We start from the raw sequence: 22,445 nt of genomic DNA, 5'->3' as shown, positions 1-22,445 counted from the left end.
GATGTTGTTGTAGGTGCCGGGCTTGAACATCAGCGCGTAGCGGTCGCTGCCGAACTGCGCGGACTCCTGCTTCTTGAAGATCTCGTCGACCTTGGCCTGGATGTCCGGGGTCGAGGGGTCGAAGACCAGGACGTTCGGTCCGAGGTCACCGCCGCCCGGCAGTTCCTCGACCCCTTCGCCGAACGCCGACTGGGCCGTGGGGAAGGCCATCAACAGCGAGACGGCGAGCGCGGCGAAACCGAGCGCCTTGGACCGGCGGTGCCTGCGGGGTGTGGTGGGGGGTGGGGCGGCGATCGTGGGGAGTGCGGAGTTCGTGGGGGGAACTTGCATGAATGACGTCTCCTGAGTCGTGGTGCGGGTGCACGACGGAACCCTCCGAGAGGCGAGAGAGCGCTCTCTCGTGTCGCCGATGTAACCGTTGTTGCCCTGTGCACGTCAAGGGGTGGGTGGGGTGTTCCGAGTTCCGGGCAAGTCGAGGGCGGGAGGAGGTGGTTGTAGTTCGTGGAGCGAACCAATATGGTTCGTGGAGCGAACTAATAAATCCGCACAGGGGAGCTGGGGCATATGAGCCGTACCGTGGTGGTCATCGGTGGAGGTTATGGGGGAGCCGCAGTGGCAAAGGCGCTCGACGAGGAGACCGATGTCGTCCTCGTGGAGCCCAAGGACGCGTTCGTCCATGCGGCAGGGTCCCTGCGTGCCCTGGTGAAGCCGGACTGGGCGGGCAACATCTTCTTCCCGTACGACAAACTGCTCAGGCGCGGCAGGGTCGTGAAGGACCGGGCCGCCTCGGTGGACCCGCGCGGGGTCACCCTGGAGTCGGGTGAGCGGATCGCGGCCGACTATCTCGTCCTCGCGACCGGCTCCGGATATCCCTACCCGGCCAAGATGGACACCGACGTCTCGGCCGACGCGTTGGAGCGGCTGCGCGCCACGCACGCCGAACTGTCGCGCGGGGAGCGGGTGCTGATCGTCGGGGCGGGGCCTGTCGGCCTGGAGCTGTCCGGTGAGATCAAGGCCGTGTGGCCCGACAAGCGGGTGACGCTCATCGACCCGGCGGAAGAGCTGCTCCCGGGCTTCGACGCGGCCCTGCGCGAGGACCTGGAGGGCCAGCTCGCCGGCCTCGGCGTCGAGGTGCTGCTCGGCACCTCGCTGGACGGGGAGCCGCCGACCGCGCCGGGCGAGACGAAGGCGTTCACCGTCCCCACCACCGCGGGTGACGTGCTGGCCGCCGACATCTGGTTCCGCTGCCACGGGGTCAGCGTCACCGGTGGTTACCTCGCCGGGGAGCTCGCCGCGCTGAGCGACGAGCGGGGGCGGGTCCGGGTCACGGAGACGCTCGCTCTTCCCGGCCACGACCATGTCTACGCCCTCGGCGACCTCACCGATCTCGACGAGGCCAAGATGGCGGGCTACGCCATGAAGCATGCCGGGGTCGTGGCCGAGAACATCCTCGCCCAGGTCCGGGGCGGGCAGCCGGAGGCCGTGTACCGCCCGTCGCCCGTCCCCTCCGTGCTCCTGCCGCTCGGGCCGCACGGCGGTGTGGGGCAGATGCCCTCACCCGAGGAGGGCGTGAGCCTCCTGCCGGCGGAGACGGTGGCCGCGTACAAGGGCGCGGACCTGTTCACGGGGCGCTTCGTCGAGCTGTTCGGTACGGCCTGATCCGAACGAACGGCCCATCGCCGACCGTGGACCGGATCGGCCGGCACCGGCGGCCCGATCCGGTCCCGCACCGCATCAAGGGCTGACGGGACAGCCCTCAGTCCTGCTCCATGAAGACCACCGGCACCTTGTTGTCCAGCACCACCCGGGCGAGCATCTCCGCGAGCGCTTCCTGCTCGGGGGCGCTCAGGGAGGCGGGCAGCGCCTCCACCCGGCGGCAGGTCGCGGCGTAGAACTCCTCCACCAGCTCGCCGCCCTTCTCCGTGAGCGCGATCCTGACGGCGCGCCCGTCCAGAGGGTCCGGCTCCCTGCGGACCAGGCCGTGCTGGGCGGTGCGGTCCACGAGTCCCGTGAGGCTCGACTTGGCGAGCCCCAGCACCGAACCGAGCTCACCCATTCCGTACGGCTGGGCCATCAGGACACAGAGCAGCTGGCCCTGCTGAGGGGTCAGTCCGAATGCCCGGCTCGATTCCGCGTAGGCGGCATTCACCAGGAATGACGCGCGCACCAACGCGGTCGCGATGCTCATGCGCGCTTCCTGATTCCCCATGCCGACAGAATACGGCAGATGGTCCCGGGTGCCTGATTCGCACAGCGAATTACCCTGCGGCTCAGTTCAGCAGGGCCCGGGCCGCCTGGGCACGGTGGCGGATCGCCTCCGCCGCCGTCGGTTCGATGCCCTCGACGATGTCGGCGTACTCGTCCATCTCCGCCGCCCCGCGCAGGAACTCCCCGCGCTGCACGAGGAGCTGGGCCCGCTCGTAGCGGAGCCTGGCCGGGTGAGAGGGCAGCAGCAGGGAGAGTTCGAGCGCCCACAGCGCCACATCCGTGCGCTCGGGGCGCGCGGCAGCCCAGGCGCGGATGTTGTTCAGGATCCGCAGCACCGTCTCCAGCGGCCTGGCGGGCACCAGCATCGACGGCTCCAGCGGCCCCCCGGTGGCGCCCGCCACCATCAGCTCCGCATCCTCACCGCTCAGCGGGGCCCCGCCGGCGAAGGGATCGGCGAGGACCCGCTCGGCGGGGTCGCCGAAACCGACCACGTAGTGCCCGGGGAGCGCCACCCCGTAGACGGGTGCGCCGGCCCGTCGCGCGACCTCGGTCCAGACCACGGACAAGAGGATGGGCAACCCCCTGCGGCGCCGCAGCACCTGCTGGAGCACCGAGGAGTCCAGCCGCTGGTAGTCCTGGGACGACCCCGCGAAACCGCAGCGCTCCCCGAGCAGTTCGGCGAGAGCGGACGCCCAGACGCGGGGGCCGCGCACACCGTACGGGAGGAGTCCGGCGAGCCGGTCGAGCTCGATCTGCGCGGCGTCGATGCCGTACGGATCGGGGTCCCCGGCCGTCGCGGGCAGCGCCTCCGCGCCCAGCAGCAGACAGAGCAGCGCGACGTCCGGCCGTTCGGCGCGCGCCTCTTCGGCGAACCGCCGCCGGAGTTCTGCCGTGCCGGATTCCTCGGTGCTCATGTGTGACGCGTACCCCTGCCGCTGTGTCCGCCCGTGTGGAACGGGACTGCTGTGTACGCCACAGGGGACGGAAGCGCTGTCCGCCGGTGTGGAACGGAACCGCCGACCGCCCGTGTGGCGCGGAACTGCCGTGTCCCGCCTACGCGGAACGGAAGTGGTGGTAGCTGTGGTGGACGGCGAAGCCCATGCGGTCGTACAGCGCGCGGGCACCTTCGTTGTCCGTCTCGACCTGGAGCCACGCGGCCGACGCGCCCTCGTCCAGCGCCCTGCGGGCCAGCGCCGCCATGACGGTCGTCGCGAGGCCGCGGCGGCGGTACTCGGGGCCCACCTCGACGGCCATGAACCCGGCCCAGCGACCGTCCACCACACAGCGTCCGATCGCGGCAGGCGCTCCCGCCGGGTCCTCGCCGGGCACGGAGGCGAACCACACCGAAGGGCCGCTCCCGAGCACCTTCAGGACATGGGGCCCCGGGGTCTCGAAGCGCTGGTAGCGGGAGAGCCACGCGGTGTCCACGTCCCGGGACAGGGACACCGCGGAGACGTCCGCGTCCAGGTCACCGACGGGCGCCAGCGCCGCGATCCGCACCTCGGCCGTCACCTCGCGCCGCCACCCGTGCTCCTCCAGCGCCGCGCAGAGCAGCTCCTGGGTGCCCTCGGCACCCGTGGCGGCCTGGATGTAGGCGGGCAGGCCCCGTTCGCCGTACCACTGCCCGACGCGCGCGAACGCCTCGCCGAGCGGAAGTCCCGGATCGCCGAGCGGCAGCGCCGAGTTGGCGCGCCGGGTGAATCCGCCGGCCGCGCGCAGCGTCCAGTCGCCCAGCGGTTCGCTCTCGACGGGCTGCCAGGCGCGGGCGACGACCGGGGCGATCTCCCCGAAGGTGGCGGCGGGTCCGCGGCGGCGCGCCGGGGCCGGAGGCACGACCTTGCCCGCCACCAGCGAGGTTTCCGCGATGCGGACGCTCTCGCCGCTCTTCGTGGTGATGGACAGCACTCCGCCGTCCCACGATGTGAGAACCCCGACGGTGTCGGTGAACTTCGCGCCCGTGCCGGAGGCGTCGACGGCGCGCCGCACGGAGACGCGTTTGCCCACGTCAGCAGCTGTCATGCGAACCTCGAGCTGTCCGCCGATGGTGAATTCCACAGCTCTGTACGCCCCTCCTGTTCGGATCGTGCCCCGGAACGGAGATACTAGGTGGCGGGCATCGACGACGCCGCGCTCCCGCGCGAGAGCCAACGCCCTACCGAGGAGGAACGACAGCGTGACCTACGTCATCGCGCAGCCTTGTGTCGACGTGAAGGACAAGGCCTGCATCGAAGAGTGCCCCGTCGACTGCATCTACGAGGGCTCACGGTCCTTGTACATCCATCCGGACGAATGCGTCGACTGCGGAGCCTGTGAGCCGGTCTGCCCGGTCGAGGCCATCTTCTACGAGGACGACACCCCGGAGGAGTGGAAGGACTACTACAAGGCGAACGTCGAGTTCTTCGACGACCTCGGCTCGCCGGGTGGCGCGTCCAAGCTGGGTCTCATCGAGCGCGACCACGCGTTCATCGCCGCGCTGCCGCCGCAGAACCAGTAACAGCGGCCGCACGAGCGCCGCCCGGTCCCGTACGACTCGTCACCGTGCGGGACCGAGGTGTTTTCCGGCAGCCACGCCCCCGTACGAGAAAGCAGAGTCCCGTGTCCGCAGCAGTTCCCGTCTCCTCCCGTCTCCCGGTCTTCCCCTGGGACAAGCTCGCGCCCTACAGGTCGACGGCCGTCGCCCACCCGGACGGTCTCGTCGACCTGTCCGTCGGCACGCCCGTGGACCCGGTGCCCGCGCTGATCCAGCGGGCGCTGGTCGACGCCGCGGACAGCCCCGGCTATCCGACGGTGTGGGGCACCGAGGCGCTGCGTGACGCCCTCACCGGCTGGGTGGAGCGCAGGCTCGGCGCGGTGGGCGTGCGGCACGAGAACGTGCTGCCGGTCGTCGGCTCCAAGGAGCTCGTCGCCTGGCTGCCGACCCAGCTCGGTCTCGGCGCCGGCGACAAGGTGGCCTACCCCCGGCTCGCCTACCCGACGTACGAGGTCGGCGCGCGGCTCTGCGGCGCCGAGCCCGTCGTCTACGACGACCCGACGGAGCTGGACCCCGAGGGCCTGAAGCTGCTCTGGCTCAACTCGCCCTCCAACCCGACGGGCCGGGTGCTGCCGAAGGACGAGCTGACCCGGATCGTCGCCTGGGCGCGCGAGCACGGGGTGCTGGTCTTCAGCGACGAGTGCTACCTGGAGCTCGGCTGGGAGGCCGAGCCCGTCTCCGTGCTCCAGGAGGACGTCTGCGGCGGCTCGTACGAGGGCATCGTGGCCGTCCACTCGCTCTCCAAGCGGTCCAACCTGGCCGGTTACCGCGCGGCCTTCGTCGCCGGCGACGCGGCTGTCCTCGGCGAGCTGCTCCAGATCCGCAAGCACGGCGGGATGATGACCCCCGCCCCGGTCCAGGCGGCCACGGTCGCGGCGCTGGGCGACGACACGCATGTGGCCGAGCAGCGTGAGCGCTACGCACGGCGGCGCACGGTGCTCCGGGCGGCACTGGAGGCCCACGGCTTCCGGATCGAGCACAGCGAGGCGAGCCTCTACCTCTGGGCCACGCGGGACGAGCCGTGCTGGGAGACCGTGGCGCATCTCGCGGAGCTCGGCATCCTGGTGGCGCCCGGCGACTTCTACGGGCCCGCGGGGGACCGCTTCGTGCGGGTGGCGCTGACGGCCACGGACGAGCGCGTGGACGCGGCGGTCAAGCGGCTCTCGTAGCGGGCGTACGCCCAGGGACGCACCGAGGGGCCTCGGGAGTGCGCACTCCCGAGGCCCCTTCGCGTCCGTACGGCGTGTGTGCCGTGTGCGTGCCGGCGGATCAGCCGATCGGCAGGCCCTTGGTGGGCAGGGTGTCGGACGTCAGCTCGCCCTCGGCCACGCCGCCGGCCGTCTGCAGGGTCTTGCCGGCGGCGGGCAGGGTCGTGCCGACCACCTTGCCGCCGGTCTCGTTCGCTACCTCGGAGCCCTGCTTCGCGGTGGAGTCCACCGTGCTGCTGAGGCCGGCGCCGTCGAGCGAGGTGAGGCCGCCGAGCGCGGGGGTCTGCGGGAGCCCCGCGGCACCCGCGGCACCGGCCGCGCCGACCACGGGGGCCGCACCCGCGGCGATCAGCAGCGCTGCACGGGCGATCCGACGGGTCAGGGGGAGGGACATGATGCTCCTTCGGCGGGACGTCAACAGTTGCGAGGCGATGTGGAATCCGCCTGTCCGGTGATCGGACGCACTGAACAACCGCTTCGGGGGCGGGGAAGGTTGCGGGGCAGCGAGGTAAAGAGTGAGTAATGCGTCAGATAATCCGCAATGGAGGAACCCGGTCGAACGGTGCATTCCGCATGTGGCTGATGTACCGTCACTTCCCTGTGCGGGTACGGGAATTGGTCCTGCCGGCGGGGGTGCCGCAGCAAGGGTGCCGACCCGACGGCGGTGGAGGCCGAACACCCCGCACGGGGGACAGGCCGTACTACTGAGCGAGCCGCATTCGGACGGCGTCGGCGGCCGATTTCCCGCGTTCCGTCCGCCAGCCCGTGTCGCTGGTCCAGATCCGGCCGTCGTACGAGACCTCCTCGATCCGCAGCGTGCCGGCGCGGGCGACGGCCCAGTGGGCGAACTCCCAGCCGCGCCCAGACGTCGCCTCGTCCTCGCTGCGCACGGGCACCGAGACCGTGCTCGCGGAGGCGGCGCCCGCCGACTTCGCCGAGGGCAGGACGCCCTTGCCGAAGGCGCGCACCAGATCGGCCCGCACCTCGGCGGCGTCGCCCGGGGCCGCCGCCTCCGCGCCCTTCCCCGTCGACAGCGAGCAGGTCAGCGAGGCGGGCGCGCGCCCGGTCAGAGCGGCGGAGAGCAGCGTGGCGTCCGGCTCGTGCTTGGCGTACGCCTGCGGGAAACCGCTCTTCTGCACCCGCTGGGCCGCGACGGTCAGCGGCAGCCGGGAGTAGCCCGGTACCTCGGCGAGATGTTCGTAGAACTCCCCGGACGAATAGACGGGGTCCATGATCTGCTCGGTCGTTCCCCAGCCCTGCGAGGGGCGCTGCTGGAAGAGTCCGAGCGAGTCCCGGTCGCCGTGGTCGATGTTCCGCAGGGCGGATTCCTGCATGGCGGTCGCCAGGGCGATCGTCACCGCCCGCTCCGGAAGCCCGCGCGTCATGCCCACGGCGGAGATCGTCGCGGCGTTGGCCGCCTGCTCGGGACTCAGCTCGTACGTACGCCCCTCGCCCCCGTCGGAGGAGCCCACGGTGCAGCGGGGAGCCCCCTTGTAGCCGGAGAGGTACTGCACGGCCAGATAGCCGGCGAGGGCCACGAGCACGGCGAAGGCGGCCACGACACGGAGGAAGCGGCTGCGGCGGGTGGTGGAGGCGGTCCGGGGCACGGGGCCCACCGTACTGGAGGGTAGGACGGGGCCCGCGACCGAAGTCCCTTAGGCTCGTGACCATGGATGGACACTCGCTCGACCTCGCCCTGGACGGCCCGGCGCTCACCGCCCGGCTGGTCGACTTCCCGTCGGTCAGCGGGCAGGAGAAGGACCTCGCCGACGCCATCGAGGCGGCCTTGCGCCCGCTCCCGCACCTGACCGTCGACCGCCACGGGAACAACGTCGTGGCGAGGACACGGCTGGGCCGGGCCGAGCGGATCGTGCTGGCCGGGCACATCGACACCGTGCCGATCGCGGACAACGTGCCGTCCAGGCTCGACGAGAACGGCGTGCTGTGGGGGTGCGGGACCTCCGACATGAAGTCGGGCGTCGCCGTCCAGCTGCGGATCGCGGCGACGGTCCCCGAGCCCAACAGGGACCTCACCTTCATCTTCTACGACAACGAAGAGGTCGCCGCGCACCTCAACGGCCTCGGGCACGTGGCCGACGCCCACCCCGAGTGGCTCGAAGGGGACTTCGCCGTCCTCCTGGAGCCCTCCGACGCACAGGTCGAGGGCGGCTGCCAGGGCACGATCCGGGTGCACCTGCGGCTGGAGGGGGAGCGGGCGCACTCCGCGCGCAGCTGGATGGGCTCCAACGCGATCCACGCCGCCGCGCCCGTGCTGGCCAGGCTCGCCGCGTACGAACCGCGCCGCCCGGTGATCGACGGCCTGGAGTACCGCGAGGGGCTCAACGCCGTTGGCATCGAGGGCGGCGTCGCCACCAACGTCATCCCGGACTCCTGCACCGTGGTCGTCAACTACCGGTACGCCCCGGACCTCAGCGCCGAGGCGGCCGAGGCCCACGTCCGGGAGGTCTTCGCGGACTGCGGAGTCGTCGAGTTCACCATCGACGACCACTCCGGCGCCGCGATGCCCGGACTCTCGCACCCCGCGGCCAAGGCGTTCATGGACGCGGTCGGCGGGACGGCCCAGCCGAAGTTCGGCTGGACCGACGTGTCCCGGTTCGGCGCACTGGGGGTGCCCGCGGTGAACTACGGCCCCGGGGACGCGCTGTTCGCGCACAAGCGGGACGAGCACGTGGCCGTCGACCGGATCACCCACTGCGAGGAGCGCCTCCGCTCCTGGCTCACGAGCTGACTCACGGCATTCCCCTGCGCGTAACCTCCACCGATCTAGGCTGAAGCGACACACGCACATCGCAGGTCGGCGGAGGGAGCAGGTCATGGGCAACCCGGAGGACGCACGGATCCCCGAGGGCGCGCAGATTCCCGAGGGTGCGGTGATGCCGGAGGAACAGCGACTGGGTCCGGTACTGCGCCGCAGGGACCAGGTCCAGCCCGGCACGACCGATCAGAGGCTGCTGGACTCCGAGGGCGACTCCGAGTGGGTCCACACCGACCCCTGGCGGGTCATGCGGATCCAGTCGGAGTTCGTCGAGGGCTTCGGCGCGCTGGCCGAACTGCCCAGCGCCATCAGCGTCTTCGGCTCCGCCCGCACCCCGGCGGGCGGACCGGACTACGAGGCGGGCGTGCAGATCGGCAAGGCGCTCGTCGAGGCGGGATTCGCCGTCATCACGGGCGGCGGCCCAGGGGCCATGGAGGCGGCGAACAAAGGGGCACGGGAGGCCAAGGGTGTCTCCGTGGGGCTCGGCATCGAGCTGCCCTTCGAGTCCGGCCTGAATCCACATGTCGACATCGGCGTCAACTTCCGCTACTTCTTCGTCCGCAAGACGATGTTCGTGAAGTACGCGCAGGGGTTCGTCGTCCTGCCGGGCGGCCTGGGCACCCTGGACGAGCTCTTCGAGGCGCTGACCCTGGTGCAGACGGGAAAGGTGACGCGCTTCCCCATCGTCCTGTTCGGCACGGCGTACTGGGGCGGGCTCGTCGACTGGCTGCGGGACACCGTGGTCGCGGGGGGCAAGGCGTCCGAGCGCGACCTGATGCTGTTCCACGTCACGGACGACGTGGACGAGGCGGTCCGGCTGGTGACCAAGGAGGTCGGCCGCTAGGGCCTCCTCCCGTCCGGTTCGAGGCCGCGGGCGGGTCCCTGCCGGGCTACGCCCGTCCCCGGGCGCCGGGGAGGACCAGGCCGGGCCCGTCCGTCCCGGGACCGGGGACGGGCTGGCGGCCGCGCCCGTCCTCGGGCAGGGACGCCTCAGGCCAGCCCTCGCCGGGCGACCGCCGGGGCCCGGTGGCCCGCGATGGAGGCCACCATGTCCAGGACCTGACGCGTCTCGGCGACCTCGTGCACCCGGTACACCCGGGCCCCCAGCCACGCCGACACGGCCGTCGTCGCGAGCGTGCCGAGCACGCGTTCCTTGACCGGCTTGTCGAGCGTCTCGCCGACGAAGTCCTTGTTCGAGAGGGAGACCAGCACCGGCCAGCCCGTCGCCGCCATCTCGTCCAGGCGACGCGTCGCCTCCAGCGAGTGGCGGGTGTTCTTCCCGAAGTCGTGACCCGGATCGATCATGATCCCGTCCGGCCTGACCCCCAGCTCCACGGCCCGCTCCGCGAGTCCCAGGGTGACCCGCAGGATGTCCGCCATCACATCGTCGTACGCGATCCGGTGCGGCCGGGTCCGGGGCTCGGCGCCGCCCGCGTGGGTGCAGACGAGCCCCGCTCCGTGGCGCGCTGCCACCTCGGCGAGCTTCGGGTCGACACCGCCCCAGGCGTCGTTCAGCACGTCCGCGCCGGCCTCGCAGACCGCGTCGCCCACATCGTGCCGCCAGGTGTCCACGCTGATCACCACGTCCGGGTGGCGGCGGCGTACCTCGGCGACGAAACCGACCGTGCGGCGCGCCTCCTCCTCGGCGGTGACCTCCTCGCCGGGGCCGGCCTTCACCCCGCCGATGTCGATGATCGCGGCGCCGTCGGCGACGGCCTGCTCGACCCGGGAGAGCGCCGGCTCGTCGCGGAACGTCGCGCCCTGGTCGTAGAAGGAGTCGGGAGTCCGGTTCACGATCGCCATGATCACCGGTTCGTCCGGCCCGAATTCCCGCCGCCCCAGCCTGAGCGCCCCGCTTCGCATCCCTGGTTCCTCCTGTAGATCGCCTGCGCCTGCGACCCTAACTGTCGGTGCCGCATGGCACGATCTGACCCGGACAGGTATTCCGCTTCCGGGGAGATGGACGTGTTCTGGTTCTTGCTGCTCACGATGGCCGTGGTGGTGGCCGCGGTCACGCTGGCGGTGGTCGGTGGGGGCGGAAGCGCGGTGTTGCAGGACGTCGAGCCCGAGCGGCTCACCGACCCGCTGCCCGCGAACCGCCCGCTCGGCCGCGCCGACATCGAAGCGATGAGGCTGCCCATGGCCGTGCGCGGATACCGCATGGCGGATGTGGACGAGGCCCTCGACCGGCTGGCCGCCGAGCTCGCCGAGCGGGACGCCCACATCGCCGAGCTGGAGTCGGCGCTCGCCGGTGCCCAGGCGACGGCGGTGACGGGGCCCGACCTCTTCAAGCGCCCCGGCGAGCCGCTCACCGGTGAGAACGGGCCGCAGGACGAGGAGGGCCAGAGGTGAGCGGGGCCGAGCCGGCGGCGGACGGCCGTCTGCGCTGCCCCTGGGGCCTGTCCACCGAGGACTATCTCGCCTATCACGACACCGAGTGGGGCCGGCCCGTCCACGGCGACGACCACCTCTTCGAACGGCTCTGCCTGGAGGCGTTCCAGTCCGGGCTGTCGTGGCTGACGATCCTGCGCCGCCGCGAGGGCTTCCGCAGCGCGTTCGCCGGCTTCAAGATCTCCGCGGTGGCGGAGTTCACCGACGCCGACAAGGAGCGGCTCCTCGCCGACGCCGGGATCATCCGCAACCGCGCGAAGATCGACGCCACGCTCGCCAACGCCAAGGTCCTGGCCGGCTGGGGAGAGGGCGAGCTGGACGCGCTGATCTGGTCGTACGCCCCGGACCCGGCGACCCGGCCCGCCCCCCGCACGCTGGGTGACGTCCCGGCCGTCACCCCGGAGTCCACCGCGCTGGCCAAGGAGCTGAAGAAGCGGTCCATCCGCTTCGTCGGCCCCACCACCGCCTACGCCCTGATGCAGGCCTGCGGCCTGGTCGACGATCACCTGGCCGACTGCGTGGCCCGGGGCGGCGGCAGCTGAGGGCGGTCGCGTAGGGCGGTCCCACAGGGCCACGCGGGGTGCCTGCTCGCCGTGGCCCGGGGGTGGCGGCGGCCAGGGGCCGGGCCGGTGGCCCTACTTGCCGAGATACTTCGGCGGCTGCTTGGCGAGGAAGGCCTCGACCGCGATCGTGTGGTCCTGCGACGCGCCCGCCCTGGTCTGGAGTTCGTCCTCCTTCTCCAGCGCCTCGGCGAGGCTGTGCGACGCGCCGTACGCCACGGACGCCTTCAGCGCCGCGTAGGCCACCGTGGGGCCGTCCGCCAGCGCCCGGGCCACCGCCAGGGCCTCCTTCGCCAGGTCCGCCGCGGGCACCACCTTGTTCGCGATGCCCAGCTCGTACGCCTCCTGGGCGGAGATCGAGCGGGGGAAGAGCAGCAGGTCCGTGGCGCGGCTCGTGCCGATCAGCCGGGGCAGGGTCCAGGAGACGCCGGAGTCGGCGGTCAGCGCCACACCGGCGAACGAGGTGTTGAAGGCGGCGGTGTCGGCGACCACGCGGTAGTCCGCGGCGAGCGCGAAACCGAAGCCGGCTCCGGCCGCGACCCCGTTGACGCCCGCGACCACCGGCTTCTCCATCCCGGTGAGCGCGCGGACGATGGGGTTGTAGTGCTCCCGCACCGTGCTCAGCGCGTTGCCGCCGCCCGGCCCGCTCGCCTCGGCGAGCTTGGAGACGTGCTCCTTGAGGTCCTGGCCGACGCAGAAGGCGCGCCCGGTGGCGGTGAGCAGAACCGCCCGCACCGCGGGATCGTCCGCGACCGCCAGGAGCGCGTCGCGGAGCGCGACCTTGGCGGCGGTGTTCATGGCGTTCATCGCGTCGGGGCGATTGATCGTGATCGTCGCGAGCCCGTCGCTCACTTCGGTGAGCACGGTGTCGGCCGGGTCGGCCATCGCTGGGTCTCCTTTGGGCTCCGGCATTGTGCCTGTCCAGGCCAGCATGGCGGACTTCCGGCGGGCCGGACATGTGACCTGCGTCTAACGATTGGCTCTCGGCTGGGGGCCGGGGGCGGCGCAGTATCGCAGCCGGATCGCCGAATTGGGTGGTTTTGAGAAAGCGCGTTGCGCAAGCGATGCCGACCGATGTTGGTCATCGGGGTCTCCGATGCGGGATAATGCGTAGGAAGCATTGTGTTCGACGCCGGTGAGGCAGCGCCTGTCATGGAGCCGCCGGCTGCGATGAGCTGGTTTCAGGAAGGGGAACGAGCATGGCGGCCATGAAGCCGCGGACGGGCGACGGCCCGCTCGAGGTGACAAAGGAGGGGCGGGGCATCGTCATGCGCGTTCCGCTCGAAGGCGGCGGTCGGCTTGTCGTCGAGCTGACTCCGGACGAGGCCGACGCACTCGGCGACGCACTCAAGCAGGTCGTCGGCTGAGGCGCGGGCGCCCACACTTCACCACTGCCCCGGCACGGAACCCGTGCCGGGGCAGTGGTGCGTCGGAGGCCGGGGACGGCCGCACCGCGCCCAGGACGGCCGGGCCGGACCGCGGGGGACGCGGTCAGCCGCGCCGCACCGCGCACAGCAGTCCGTCGCCCACCGGCAGCAGGGTCGCCATGAGCTCCTGGCTCTCGCGCACCGCCCGCAGCAGCTCGCGCAGGCGCAGCACCTCGGCCGGCTGCGCGGCGGAGTCGATCGTGCGGCCGTCGGCGAAGACGCCCTCGAAGCAGACCAGGCCGCCGGGTCGTAGCAGGCGCAACGATTCAGCGAGGCAGTCCAGGCTCTCCAGTCGGTCGCCGTCGCAGAAGACGAGGTCGTAACCGCCGTCCGCGAGCCGGGGCAGCACGTCGAGGGCGCGCCCCGGGATGAAGCGGGCCCGGTTCGTGGCGAAGCCCGCCGCGCGGAATGCCTCACGGGCGAACTGCTGGCGCTCGGGTTCCGGGTCGACGGTGGTCAGTACGCCGTCCGGGCGCATGCCCTGGAGCAGATAGATGCCGGACACGCCGGTTCCGGTGCCGATCTCGGCCACCGCCTTGGCGTCCGCCGTGGCGGCGAGCAGGCGCAGAGCCGCGCCGGTGCCCGAGGACACCGGGCGGAGCCCTGACTCCTCGGCCCGGTCCCGCGCCCAGAGCAGAGCTTCTTCCTCGGCGACAAAGGCGTCGGCGAATGCCCAGCTCGTCTGCCGGTTGGCGGTAATGACCCTCTCCTGTCCCCGTAGTTCGCGCAACGGTGACTGTATCCGCTGGACCCGGGAACCCGCAGATGGGACCGGGCGTTAGGAGAGGGCAGAGGGGAACACCTGGACCGGGCCGTGGGGCCGGGCCCGGAATGTGCCTCTTGCCCCCGGCGGGACCGGGGCACCAGCAGGGAAAAGGCTTATCCGGAGCTAACGGGCGAGGTGGCTATGGTAGGGGCTCCACTGGACACCACCAGAGCCGATAGGGGAGGTGCGGCTGCGCCTGTGGATCGGGGAGGAGCGCTGCGGCGCTTTCTCAGGTCGGCGGGTGAGCCGAAATCCGTGACCAACATTGCTGACCGTTCTTCCAACGTTTCCGCACCGACCGCGACCTTCGCCTCAGATGCGGATTCTCAGGCGTGGACCCCGCCCTCATGGGAAGAGATCGTCAGCACGCACAGCGCCCGGGTGTACCGCCTGGCCTACCGGCTGACGGGTAACCAGCACGACGCCGAGGACCTCACCCAGGAAGTCTTCGTCCGCGTCTTCCGGTCGCTGTCGACCTACACGCCCGGCACCTTCGAGGGCTGGCTGCACAGGATCACGACGAATCTCTTCCTGGACATGGTCCGCCGCAAGCAGCGGATCCGTTTCGACTCGCTCGGCGACGACGCGGCCGAGCGACTGCCGAGCCGTGAGCCGTCTCCGCAGCAGGTCTTCAACGACACGCACTTCGACGCGGACGTCCAGCAGGCGCTGGACACCCTCGCACCCGAATTCCGTGCCGCCGTCGTGCTCTGCGACATCGAGGGCCTCTCCTACGAGGAGATCGCCGCGACGCTCGGCGTCAAGCTGGGCACGGTGCGCAGCCGCATCCACCGCGGTCGCTCGCACCTGCGCAAGGCACTCCAGCACCGTTCGCCCGAGGCCCGCGCCGAGCAGCGTTCCCTGGCGGACGCGGTCCTGGCAGGGGAGGGCGGAACGGCGTGAGTGTCACAGGTCCGACCCCCGCGGAGCAGCACCTCGGGGACCGGCTTGCCGCGCTTGTAGACGGCGAGCTCAAACACGACGCCCGTGAGCGGGTCCTCGCGCATCTGGCGACCTGTTCCCGGTGCAAGGCCGAGGCAGACGCCCAGCGGCGGCTGAAGAGCGCCTTCGCGACGTCCGCGGCCCCGTCCCCCTCCGAGGGGTTCCTCGCCCGTCTCCAGGGACTTCCCGGTGGCTCCGGTGGCGACGACGGCGGCTCGGACGGCCCCTTCGGCGGCGGCCGGCGCTTCGGCGACGGCCTCTTCCCCGTCATGCAGCCGGGCGGCGGCCCCGACTCCGGACGCTCGCCGCTGGACGGCTTCGGATATCTCCCCACGGCCCACGGCTCGACCGCCGTGCTCCCGGGCGGATCGTCCGGCCGCGGCTTCCGTATCCACGACGTGGGCCGCGAGGCCGACCGCTCCCCCTGGCGCGCCCGGCGCTTCGCGTTCGCCGCGGCCAGTGCCGTCTCGCTCGCGGCCATCGCGCTCGGAGGCGCCCTCCCTCTCGACTACAGCCCGGAGGCGCCGCTCAGCGCCGAGGGCGCGAGCAGCGGCGCGACCCCGCTCGACGCCCAGGAGCGGACCGGCAGCGCCAGTGCCGCCGCCAGCCGCAGCGGCGGCGGGGCCCTCGCGGTGGGAGAGAGCCGCACCGGTCCCGGCACACCCGCACCGGCCTCGTCAGCACAGCCCGCGATGACCCCGGCGCCCTCGCTGCTCAGCACCTCGGCCTTCACCGGAGGGACCTACACCTTCCCCGTGCTGAACGTGTCCGTGCCGCCGCTCATACGCCCGACCGGCGCCGGCCCGCTCTACTCCGCGTCGCCCGCCGGGGGAGCGGACCCGCAGTCGGCCCCGCCTTCCGCGACGGCCTCCGCACCGCCGGTGTACGACCGCGCGATGCCGCTTTCCCCGCTGCGCTGACCGGGAGCCTGCGCACCGATTCGCAAACCTGGTTGAATTCCGGGAGGGACGCCTCTGTGGGGGCGTGCAAGGGCCAGTTGCGGGGAGAGCATGGACGACGGTAAGCCCAGCGGGCCGAAGACGAAGTGGTGGAGCCGTCCCTCGACGGGACGGTCCGGCCAGGCCGGTCCGGAGGGCGCCGCGACAGCCGCCGAACCGGGGCAGGAAGCGTCCAGCCGTACGGGGACGGACGCGGCCACCGCGGCCGGGGCCACCGTCGAGGACTACACGCCCGCCCCGCCCGGCGCCGGGCCCGAGGACTACACGCCGGCGCCCCCGGCCGACGCCGGGCCGGCCACCGAGCCCGAGGATTACACGCCCGCCCCGCCTGCCGCCGGTCCGGCCGCCACCGAGTCTCCGGCCGCCGCTGATCAGGCCGCCGCCGCGTCTCCCGCCACCGGGTCTCCGGCCGCCGGGCCCGAGGACTACACGCCCGCGCCCCCGGCCGCCGCCGAGCAGGCCGCGGCCCCCGTGCCCCGTGCGCAGCCGCTGCACGCGCCGGACGCCTACAGCACCCCGCCCTACGGCGGCCCGGGGCCCTGGGCGCCCGCACCGCCCGTACAGCGCCCTGTGGCGACCCCGGCGCAGGGTACGCCCGTACCTCCGCCGTACGCGGGGACGAACGGCCACGGCACCCCTGCGCCTCCGCCGTACGCGGGGACGAACGGCCACGGCACCCCTGCGGCTCCGCCGTACGCGGGGACGAACGGCCACGGCACCCCTGCGGCTCCGCCGTACGCGGGGACGAACGGCCACGGCACCCCTGCGGCTCCGCCGTACGCGGGGACGAACGGCCACGGCACCCCCGTACCTCCGCCGTACGCCGAAACGAACCACCACGGCACCCCCGTACCCCCGCCGTTGCCGCATCAGCATCAGCATCAGCACGCCGTGCCCGGGCCCGCGCAGTCCCCGGAGTACGCCCAGCAGCCCCAGCCGGGCCAGGAGTCACAGCAGCCCTCCCAGTGGCTGCGCTACGACCCCTGGGGCGCGCCCCAGCAGGGACCGCAGGCCCAGCAGCCCCTGAGCCACCCAGGACCCGTCCAGGGGGCCGAGAACAGACCGCGCCGCCGGGGATCCGTCCTCGTCGGTGCCGCGCTGCTGGCCCTCGTCGCGGGAGGGATAGGCGGCGGGATCGGCGCCTATGTCGAGCGCAACGGCGGCCTCACCTCGGTCGAGCTCCCCCAGGCGGGCCCCGACAACGGCGGCCGTGCCCCCGACAGCGTCGCGGGCATCGCCTCCAGCGCGCTGCCCAGCGTCGTCACCCTGCACGTCAGCGGCTCCACCGAGTCGGGCACCGGCACCGGCTTCGTCCTCGACGACAAGGGCCACATCCTCACCAACAACCACGTGGTCGCCCCCGCGGGCTCCAGCGGCGACATCACCGTCACCTTCAGCGGCGGCGAGAGCGCCTCCGCCGAGATCGTGGGCAAGGACAGCGGATACGACCTGGCCGTGGTGAAGGTGACCGGTGTGTCCGGGCTCAAGCCGCTGCCGCTCGGCAACTCCGACAACGTGCAGGTCGGCGATCCGGTGGTGGCCATCGGCGCCCCCTTCGACCTGTCCAACACGGTCACGTCCGGGATCATCAGCGCCAAGCAGCGGCCCATCACCGCGGGCGGCGAGAAGGGCGACGGCACCGACGTCAGTTACGTCGACGCCCTGCAGACCGACGCCCCGATCAACCCGGGCAACTCCGGCGGGCCGCTGGTCGACTCCAAGGCCCGCGTCATCGGCATCAACAGCGCCATCCGCGCCGCCGACAGCGCGTCAGGTCTCGACGGCGGCCAGTCGGGCTCCATCGGCCTGGGCTTCGCGATACCGATCAACCAGGGCAAGCGGGTCGCCGAGGAACTGATCAACACCGGCAAGGCCACCCATCCAGTGATCGGCGTCACGCTGGACATGGAGTTCACGGGAGACGGGGCCAAGGTGGGAGGCAAGGCCGCCGACGGCGGCTCGGCCGTCACCGAGGGGGGCCCGGCGGCGAAGGCGGGCATCCGGTCGGGCGACGTCATCACCGCGGTGGAGGGCCAGCGCGTGCACAGCGGAGAGGAGCTGATCGTCAAGATCCGGGCCCACCGGCCGGGCGACCAGCTGGATCTGCGGCTGACCCGCGGTGGTGAAGACCTGTCCATGACTTTGACGCTGGGTTCGTCGAGCGGCACCTGACGGCCACCGGCAGGTACCGCCCGGACAGCTTCGCCGGGTACCGTGGAGCGGCCCGGGCCCTGACGACCTGGCGGCGGAGACCACGCGGAGAACACGCAGAGAACACGAGGAGCAGCAAGGTGTTCAATGACATAGGCGCACTCGAGCTGCTGACGCTCGTGGTTCTCGCCGTGCTCGTATTCGGCCCGGAGAAGCTCCCGAAGGTCATCCAGGACGTCACGCGCACGATCCGCAAGATCCGTGAGTTCTCGGACAGCGCCAAGGAAGACATCCGCTCGGAGCTCGGCCCGCAGTTCAAGGACTTCGAGTTCGAGGACCTCAACCCCAAGACGTACATCCGCAAGCAGCTCGCGAGCGGGGACGACGAACTGGGGCTCAAGGAGATCCGCGAGAGCTTCGACCTGCGCAAGGAGATGGCCGAGGTCACCGACGCGGTGAACGGCCGCGAGAGCGCGCCCTCCGCCTCCGCCGGCACCGCGGCGGCCGCCGCGTCCGGTGCCGCCGCCGGTGCCCCCGACCTGCTCAAGAAGCCCGCGCAGCCTGCCAAAAACGAGCGCCCGCCCTTCGACGCAGACGCCACCTGAGACCCGTCAATCCCGACTCGTCCGGACGGTATGGCTATTCTCCATCTGTCCGGTTGCGAGGTTGCCCACGCCCACGGGGGGAGGGCCGCTCCGGACCAGTGCAAGATCGAGGAGGCGGCCGGGCAGATGGAGACGACGAGTCGGGCAGGGGCGGACGGTGCGCCCAGCGCAGTCACCGCAGAGGGGGTGCCGGCGACCCGGCGTACTGTCGACGGCTATCTGAAGGCGCCGTTCCCCTGGTACGGGCTGGACGGGGCCTTCACGGGCCCGCGCTGGCTGATGCAGGTCACCGCCGCGGCGGACGACACGGTGCAGCACGGCTCCACGGGACACGGTGAGGAGCCGGTCGTACGGGCCGACGCGGGTGCGGAGAAGGCGCGTTTCGCGGTGGTCGTGACGGTGGGCAGCAGCCCCGTGCGGGACAGCGACGACGGCACGGGTGTGCTGGACGCGACGACGGTCTCGTCGGCGGCCTGGCTGGCGGGCTCCGGCCTGCTGGACTGCACCTGGCCCCCGCAGATGGACCACACGCTGCGTGGCGAATGGCTGAACCAGCAGACGGAGACCGCGTTCGAGCTCGCCGACGACCTGGGCCGGGCGCCCTGGTCGACGCTCTCGCTCCCGGTGGACGGCGTGCCGGTGGAGTTCCACTACCGCGAGTCGGAGTTCGGCTGGGTCCTCGCGGGCTCCGCCCCCGACGGGGTGCACATCGGGGCGTACGGGCGCGGCATGAGCGCGTACGGCCTGGGCTTCGCGGTGATCGGCGACATCGCGTCGTACGAGAACTGAGCGACACGCACGAGCGGGCGGGGGCGGCCTCCTGGAGAGGCCGCCCCCGCCCGCTCGGACGCTCAGAACTTGTTGCGCGGGGTGAGTCCCAGCGACATGCCGGACAGGCCGCGCTGACGGCCGCTCAGCTTCTCCGCGATGGACCGCAGGGCCGAGCCCGCGGGGGAGTCGGGGTCGGACAGGACGACGGGCTTGCCCTCGTCGCCGCCCTCCCGCAGCCGTACGTCGATCGGGATGGACCCGAGGACCGGCACCTCGGCGCCGACCGTCCGCGTCAGCCCTTCGGCGACCCGCTGCCCGCCGCCCGAACCGAACACGTCGACCATCTCGTCGCAGTGCGGGCACGGCATGCCCGACATGTTCTCGACGACGCCGACGATCTTCTGGTGGGTCTGCACCGCGATGGAGCCTGCCCGCTCGGCGACCTCGGCCGCGGCCTGCTGCGGGGTCGTGACGACCAGGATCTCGGCGTTGGGCACGAGCTGCGCCACGGAGATCGCGATGTCACCGGTGCCCGGCGGCAGGTCGAGCAGCAGGACGTCCAGGTCGCCCCAGTACACATCGGCGAGGAACTGCTGGAGAGCGCGGTGCAGCATGGGGCCGCGCCACACCACCGGGGCGTTGCCCGGGGTGAACATCCCGATGGAGATGACCTTCACGCCGTGCGAGGACGGCGGCATGATCATGTTCTCGACCTGGGTGGGCTTGCCGTCGGCGCCGAGCATCCGGGGCACGCTGTGCCCGTAGATGTCCGCGTCGACCACGCCGACCTTGAGTCCGTCCGCCGCCATGGCCGCCGCGAGGTTCACCGTCACCGAGGACTTGCCGACGCCGCCCTTGCCGGACGCGACCGCGTAGACCCGGGTCAGGGAGCCGGGCTTGGCGAACGGCACCTCGCGCTCCGCCGTGCCGCCGCGCAACGCGGACGCGAGCTCCTTGCGCTGCTCGTCACTCATCACGTCGAGCGTGACCTCGACCCGCGACACGCCCTCGACACGGGCCACCGCGTCGGTCACGTTCTTGGTGATCGTCTCGCGCATCGGGCAGCCGGAGACCGTGAGATACACGGTGACAGCGACTACACCGTCAGGATCGATCTCGACCGACTTCACCATGCCCAGCTCGGTGATCGGTCGGTGGATCTCCGGGTCGTTCACTGTCGCCAGTGCTTCGCGCACCGCGTCTTCCGTAGCCATACCCTCGATAGTACGGGTGCGCGCAGCGCTCCTCGGAAGGGTGGTGGTGGGCGACGGGTGGGAGGTACGGCGCCGGTCGCTACGGGCGGGTAGCCCCTCCGCGGTCGCCTTCGTCACTCTCGACCGGCAGGAACACCCGGCGCTCCTCCATGTCCTTCACCATGGCCTCCAGCTCCGAGCGGATCCAGTCGCGCGTCGCCACCTCGCCGAGGCCCATGCGGAGCGCGGCGATCTCCCTGCTGAGGAACTCGGTGTCGGCGATGGAGCGCTCGTTCTGCTTGCGGTCCTGCTCGTGGGTGACCCGGTCGCGGTCGTCCTGGCGGTTCTGCGCGAGCAGGATCAGGGGGGCCGCGTAGGAGGCCTGGAGGGACAGCATCAGCGTCAGGAAGATGAACGGGTACTCGTCGAAGCGCAGGTCCGGCGGCGCGAAGATGTTCCACACCACCCACAGGATGATGATCAGCGTCATCCAGACGATGAACCGTCCGGTGCCCAGGAAGCGGGCGATGCGCTCGGAGAACCGGCCGAACGCCTCGGGGTCGTACTCGGGCAGCAGCCGGCGCCTGGGCGCCTTCGGCTGGTCGAGCCGGGGCCGAGGGGGGCGCACGATGCCCGAGGCACCCGTCGGCACGGCCCTCGCGCGGTCCTCAGCGGCCACCGGCGATCCCCTCCTCGCCCTGGAAGTCGGTCTCGCGCCAGTCCTCGGGGAGCAGGTGGTCCAGCACGTCGTCGACGGTCACCGCGCCCAGCAGTGAGCCGCTCTCGTCCACCACCGGCACCGAGACCATGTTGTACGCCGCCAGATAGCTGGTCACGGCGGGCAGCGGGGTGTCCGGCGTCAGGGGCACGAGATCGCTGTCGACGATCGAACTGACCAGGGTGTACGGGGGATCGCGCAGGAGCCGCTGGAAGTGCACGGTGCCCAGATACTTCCCGGTGGGCGTCTCGTCCGGCGACCGGCAGACGTACACCTGGGCGGCCAGCGCGGGGGAGAGGTCCTGCTGACGGACCCGGGCCAGGGCGTCCGCGACCGTCGCGTCGGGCCGCAGGATGATCGGCTCCGTCGTCATCAGCCCGCCCGCCGTCCGCTCCTCGTACGACAGCAGGCGCCGCACATCGGCCGCGTCGTCCGGGCGCATCAGCGCGAGCAGCCGCTCCTTGTCGGCCTCGGGGAGCTCCGAGAGGAGGTCCGCGGCGTCGTCCGGGTCCATCGCCTCCAGGACGTCCGCCGCGCGGTCCTCCTCCAGCTTGCCGAGGATCTCCACCTGGTCGTCCCCGGGAAGCTCCTCCAGGACGTCCGCCAGCCGGTCGTCGTCCAGGGCCGCGGCGACCTCGGCCCGGCGCTTGGGCGTCAGATGGTGCATGGCGTTGGCCACATCCGTGGGGCGCAGCCGATCGAAGGTCGCCACCAGGCTCTCGGCGCCCTGCCCGTGCTCCTCCAGCGAGAAGCCGCTGATCGCCGACCACTCCACCGTCAGCGTCTCGCCCTTGCGGCGCAGCGCGCCGCCGCGCCCCTTGCGCACGAAGAACTTGTCGATCTCCCAGTCGCGGCGGGCCGGGAGCTGCTGGATGGCGACGTCGAGGACGGTCACCTCCTCGTCCGTCTCCGTGAGACGCACCCGCCGGTCGAGGAACTCGCCGAGGACGAGTCGCTCGGTCGGGCGCTGCTCGAAGCGCCGCATGTTGACGACACCGGTGGTGATGACCTGGCCCGACTCCACCCCCGTCACCCGGGTCATCGGCACGAAGATACGCCGCCGGCTCACGACCTCCACGACCATGCCGAGCAGCCGCGGCGGCCTGCCGCCCACCCGGAGCATCGCGACCAGGTCGCGGACCCGGCCGACCTGGTCGCCATTGGGGTCGAACACCGGCACGCCGGAGAGGTGCGAGACGAAAACCCTGGGAGCGCCTGCCGCCATCCTGTGCGCCTCCCT

The 22,445-nt window shown here is 72.0% G+C and carries 24 protein-coding genes and 1 pseudogene; 13 read left to right on the top strand and 12 right to left on the bottom strand.

The features are described 5' to 3' along the window. Positions 1–330: pseudogene (locus tag ACWCQM_RS03160) on the bottom strand (coagulation factor 5/8 type domain-containing protein); the annotation flags it as partial. A gap of 234 nt (positions 331–564) precedes the next feature. On the opposite strand from ACWCQM_RS03160, the gene ACWCQM_RS03155 reads away from it, so the two are divergent. Next, entirely contained in the window at positions 565–1,659 is a 1,095-nt protein-coding gene (locus ACWCQM_RS03155) for an NAD(P)/FAD-dependent oxidoreductase (protein ID WP_450913619.1), read from the top strand. 97 nt (positions 1,660–1,756) lie between these two features. On the opposite strand, the gene ACWCQM_RS03150 is transcribed toward ACWCQM_RS03155, so the two are convergent. The 3 genes from ACWCQM_RS03150 to ACWCQM_RS03140 form a co-directional block, all read right to left on the bottom strand. Further along, positions 1,757–2,188 carry a MarR family winged helix-turn-helix transcriptional regulator gene (locus ACWCQM_RS03150; protein ID WP_450913618.1) on the bottom strand — a complete coding sequence of 144 codons (432 nt, stop codon included), beginning with the start codon at positions 2,186–2,188 and terminating at the stop codon, positions 1,757–1,759. An 82-nt stretch (positions 2,189–2,270) separates the two neighbouring features. Beyond that, complete coding sequence (locus tag ACWCQM_RS03145; RefSeq protein ID WP_450913617.1) at positions 2,271–3,122, bottom strand: transglutaminase-like domain-containing protein; 852 nt, start codon at positions 3,120–3,122, stop codon at positions 2,271–2,273. Positions 3,123–3,261: 139 nt separating this feature from the next. Beyond that, the gene (locus ACWCQM_RS03140; protein ID WP_450913616.1) at positions 3,262–4,263 is read right to left on the bottom strand and encodes a GNAT family N-acetyltransferase; all 1,002 of its coding nucleotides are present in this window, start codon (positions 4,261–4,263) and stop codon (positions 3,262–3,264) included. Positions 4,264–4,381: 118 nt separating this feature from the next. On the opposite strand from ACWCQM_RS03140, the gene fdxA reads away from it, so the two are divergent. Continuing rightward, a complete protein-coding gene (fdxA, locus tag ACWCQM_RS03135) occupies positions 4,382–4,702 on the top strand; it encodes a ferredoxin (protein WP_014154250.1) in 321 nt (106 codons plus the stop codon). A gap of 101 nt (positions 4,703–4,803) precedes the next feature. Beyond that, positions 4,804–5,907 carry a succinyldiaminopimelate transaminase gene (gene dapC / locus ACWCQM_RS03130; RefSeq protein ID WP_450913615.1) on the top strand — a complete coding sequence of 368 codons (1,104 nt, stop codon included), beginning with the start codon at positions 4,804–4,806 and terminating at the stop codon, positions 5,905–5,907. 100 nt (positions 5,908–6,007) lie between these two features. On the opposite strand, the gene ACWCQM_RS03125 is transcribed toward dapC, so the two are convergent. Next, positions 6,008–6,340 carry an ATP-binding protein gene (locus tag ACWCQM_RS03125; protein ID WP_450913614.1) on the bottom strand — a complete coding sequence of 111 codons (333 nt, stop codon included), beginning with the start codon at positions 6,338–6,340 and terminating at the stop codon, positions 6,008–6,010. 307 nt (positions 6,341–6,647) lie between these two features. After that, positions 6,648–7,553: a hypothetical protein gene (locus ACWCQM_RS03120; RefSeq protein WP_450913613.1), complete on the bottom strand. Its 906-nt coding sequence runs from the start codon at positions 7,551–7,553 to the stop codon at positions 6,648–6,650. A 62-nt stretch (positions 7,554–7,615) separates the two neighbouring features. Between ACWCQM_RS03120 and dapE the strand changes: the two genes are divergently transcribed. Together dapE and ACWCQM_RS03110 are read left to right on the top strand one after the other, a co-directional pair. Further along, complete coding sequence (gene dapE, locus ACWCQM_RS03115; protein WP_450913612.1) at positions 7,616–8,695, top strand: succinyl-diaminopimelate desuccinylase; 1,080 nt, start codon at positions 7,616–7,618, stop codon at positions 8,693–8,695. Positions 8,696–8,780: 85 nt separating this feature from the next. Next, on the top strand, positions 8,781–9,566 hold the full coding sequence (locus ACWCQM_RS03110; RefSeq protein WP_073744900.1) for an LOG family protein: 786 nt from the start codon (positions 8,781–8,783) through the stop codon (positions 9,564–9,566). 146 nt (positions 9,567–9,712) lie between these two features. Here the strand turns inward: ACWCQM_RS03110 and folP are convergent, their stop codons facing one another. After that, the gene (folP, locus tag ACWCQM_RS03105) at positions 9,713–10,585 is read right to left on the bottom strand and encodes a dihydropteroate synthase (RefSeq protein ID WP_450913611.1); all 873 of its coding nucleotides are present in this window, start codon (positions 10,583–10,585) and stop codon (positions 9,713–9,715) included. A 96-nt stretch (positions 10,586–10,681) separates the two neighbouring features. Between folP and ACWCQM_RS03100 the strand changes: the two genes are divergently transcribed. Both ACWCQM_RS03100 and ACWCQM_RS03095 read left to right on the top strand, forming a co-directional pair. Further along, complete coding sequence (locus ACWCQM_RS03100; protein ID WP_450913640.1) at positions 10,682–11,074, top strand: DivIVA domain-containing protein; 393 nt, start codon at positions 10,682–10,684, stop codon at positions 11,072–11,074. After that, the gene (locus ACWCQM_RS03095; protein ID WP_073744904.1) at positions 11,071–11,655 is read left to right on the top strand and encodes a DNA-3-methyladenine glycosylase I; all 585 of its coding nucleotides are present in this window, start codon (positions 11,071–11,073) and stop codon (positions 11,653–11,655) included. The genes ACWCQM_RS03100 and ACWCQM_RS03095 overlap by 4 nt, the downstream gene beginning before the upstream one ends. A gap of 93 nt (positions 11,656–11,748) precedes the next feature. Here the strand turns inward: ACWCQM_RS03095 and chcB are convergent, their stop codons facing one another. Next, entirely contained in the window at positions 11,749–12,558 is an 810-nt protein-coding gene (chcB, locus tag ACWCQM_RS03090) for a 2-cyclohexenylcarbonyl CoA isomerase (protein WP_450913610.1), read from the bottom strand. A 314-nt stretch (positions 12,559–12,872) separates the two neighbouring features. Here chcB and ACWCQM_RS03085 point away from each other — a divergent pair, with 314 nt between their 5' ends. Next, the gene (locus tag ACWCQM_RS03085; RefSeq protein WP_018105485.1) at positions 12,873–13,040 is read left to right on the top strand and encodes a DUF3117 domain-containing protein; all 168 of its coding nucleotides are present in this window, start codon (positions 12,873–12,875) and stop codon (positions 13,038–13,040) included. A gap of 124 nt (positions 13,041–13,164) precedes the next feature. Here ACWCQM_RS03085 and ACWCQM_RS03080 read toward each other — a convergent pair whose 3' ends face one another. Continuing rightward, on the bottom strand, positions 13,165–13,830 hold the full coding sequence (locus ACWCQM_RS03080) for an O-methyltransferase (protein WP_073744908.1): 666 nt from the start codon (positions 13,828–13,830) through the stop codon (positions 13,165–13,167). Between the two features lie 177 nt (positions 13,831–14,007). On the opposite strand from ACWCQM_RS03080, the gene sigE reads away from it, so the two are divergent. The 5 genes from sigE to ACWCQM_RS03055 all read left to right on the top strand — a co-directional run bounded on the left by sigE (position 14,008) and on the right by ACWCQM_RS03055 (position 19,312). Next, a complete protein-coding gene (sigE, locus tag ACWCQM_RS03075; protein WP_450913609.1) occupies positions 14,008–14,769 on the top strand; it encodes an RNA polymerase sigma factor SigE in 762 nt (253 codons plus the stop codon). After that, the gene (locus tag ACWCQM_RS03070) at positions 14,766–15,728 is read left to right on the top strand and encodes an anti-sigma factor family protein (protein WP_450913608.1); all 963 of its coding nucleotides are present in this window, start codon (positions 14,766–14,768) and stop codon (positions 15,726–15,728) included. Before sigE ends, ACWCQM_RS03070 begins: the two co-directional genes overlap by 4 nt. Before the next feature lie 90 nt (positions 15,729–15,818). Next, positions 15,819–17,939, top strand: a complete 2,121-nt coding sequence (locus ACWCQM_RS03065; protein ID WP_450913607.1) for a trypsin-like peptidase domain-containing protein — start codon at positions 15,819–15,821, stop codon at positions 17,937–17,939. 119 nt (positions 17,940–18,058) lie between these two features. Continuing rightward, positions 18,059–18,523: a sec-independent translocase gene (locus tag ACWCQM_RS03060; protein ID WP_450913606.1), complete on the top strand. Its 465-nt coding sequence runs from the start codon at positions 18,059–18,061 to the stop codon at positions 18,521–18,523. Between the two features lie 126 nt (positions 18,524–18,649). Continuing rightward, entirely contained in the window at positions 18,650–19,312 is a 663-nt protein-coding gene (locus tag ACWCQM_RS03055; RefSeq protein WP_450913605.1) for a hypothetical protein, read from the top strand. Between the two features lie 62 nt (positions 19,313–19,374). Here the strand turns inward: ACWCQM_RS03055 and ACWCQM_RS03050 are convergent, their stop codons facing one another. The 3 genes from ACWCQM_RS03050 to ACWCQM_RS03040 form a co-directional block, all read right to left on the bottom strand. Beyond that, a complete protein-coding gene (locus ACWCQM_RS03050) occupies positions 19,375–20,508 on the bottom strand; it encodes an Mrp/NBP35 family ATP-binding protein (protein ID WP_450913604.1) in 1,134 nt (377 codons plus the stop codon). Positions 20,509–20,587: 79 nt separating this feature from the next. Continuing rightward, positions 20,588–21,166 (bottom strand): DUF1003 domain-containing protein, encoded by a 579-nt coding sequence (locus ACWCQM_RS03045; protein ID WP_267079559.1) that lies wholly within the window; start codon positions 21,164–21,166, stop codon positions 20,588–20,590. Further along, complete coding sequence (locus ACWCQM_RS03040; RefSeq protein WP_450913603.1) at positions 21,156–22,430, bottom strand: magnesium transporter MgtE N-terminal domain-containing protein; 1,275 nt, start codon at positions 22,428–22,430, stop codon at positions 21,156–21,158. Before ACWCQM_RS03040 ends, ACWCQM_RS03045 begins: the two co-directional genes overlap by 11 nt. Between the last annotated feature and the right edge of the window lie 15 nt (positions 22,431–22,445).

This window comes from Streptomyces sp. NPDC002125 (genome assembly GCF_053593715.1).
This window is presented reverse-complemented; position numbering and strand designations above follow the sequence as displayed.

Coding starts and splice junctions, on each gene's coding strand:
- ACWCQM_RS03040 (WP_450913603.1), bottom strand. CDS start 22,430: ATGGCGGCAGGCGCTCCCAGGGTTTTCGTCTCGCACCTCTCCGGCGTG.
- ACWCQM_RS03145 (WP_450913617.1), bottom strand. CDS start 3,122: ATGAGCACCGAGGAATCCGGCACGGCAGAACTCCGGCGGCGGTTCGCC.
- folP (WP_450913611.1), bottom strand. CDS start 10,585: ATGCGAAGCGGGGCGCTCAGGCTGGGGCGGCGGGAATTCGGGCCGGAC.
- ACWCQM_RS03100 (WP_450913640.1), top strand. CDS start 10,682: ATGGACGTGTTCTGGTTCTTGCTGCTCACGATGGCCGTGGTGGTGGCC.
- dapE (WP_450913612.1), top strand. CDS start 7,616: ATGGATGGACACTCGCTCGACCTCGCCCTGGACGGCCCGGCGCTCACC.
- ACWCQM_RS03085 (WP_018105485.1), top strand. CDS start 12,873: ATGGCGGCCATGAAGCCGCGGACGGGCGACGGCCCGCTCGAGGTGACA.
- ACWCQM_RS03155 (WP_450913619.1), top strand. CDS start 565: ATGAGCCGTACCGTGGTGGTCATCGGTGGAGGTTATGGGGGAGCCGCA.
- ACWCQM_RS03050 (WP_450913604.1), bottom strand. CDS start 20,508: ATGGCTACGGAAGACGCGGTGCGCGAAGCACTGGCGACAGTGAACGAC.
- ACWCQM_RS03110 (WP_073744900.1), top strand. CDS start 8,781: ATGGGCAACCCGGAGGACGCACGGATCCCCGAGGGCGCGCAGATTCCC.
- sigE (WP_450913609.1), top strand. CDS start 14,008: ATGGTAGGGGCTCCACTGGACACCACCAGAGCCGATAGGGGAGGTGCG.
- chcB (WP_450913610.1), bottom strand. CDS start 12,558: ATGGCCGACCCGGCCGACACCGTGCTCACCGAAGTGAGCGACGGGCTC.
- ACWCQM_RS03125 (WP_450913614.1), bottom strand. CDS start 6,340: ATGTCCCTCCCCCTGACCCGTCGGATCGCCCGTGCAGCGCTGCTGATC.
- ACWCQM_RS03065 (WP_450913607.1), top strand. CDS start 15,819: ATGGACGACGGTAAGCCCAGCGGGCCGAAGACGAAGTGGTGGAGCCGT.
- ACWCQM_RS03150 (WP_450913618.1), bottom strand. CDS start 2,188: ATGAGCATCGCGACCGCGTTGGTGCGCGCGTCATTCCTGGTGAATGCC.
- ACWCQM_RS03055 (WP_450913605.1), top strand. CDS start 18,650: ATGGAGACGACGAGTCGGGCAGGGGCGGACGGTGCGCCCAGCGCAGTC.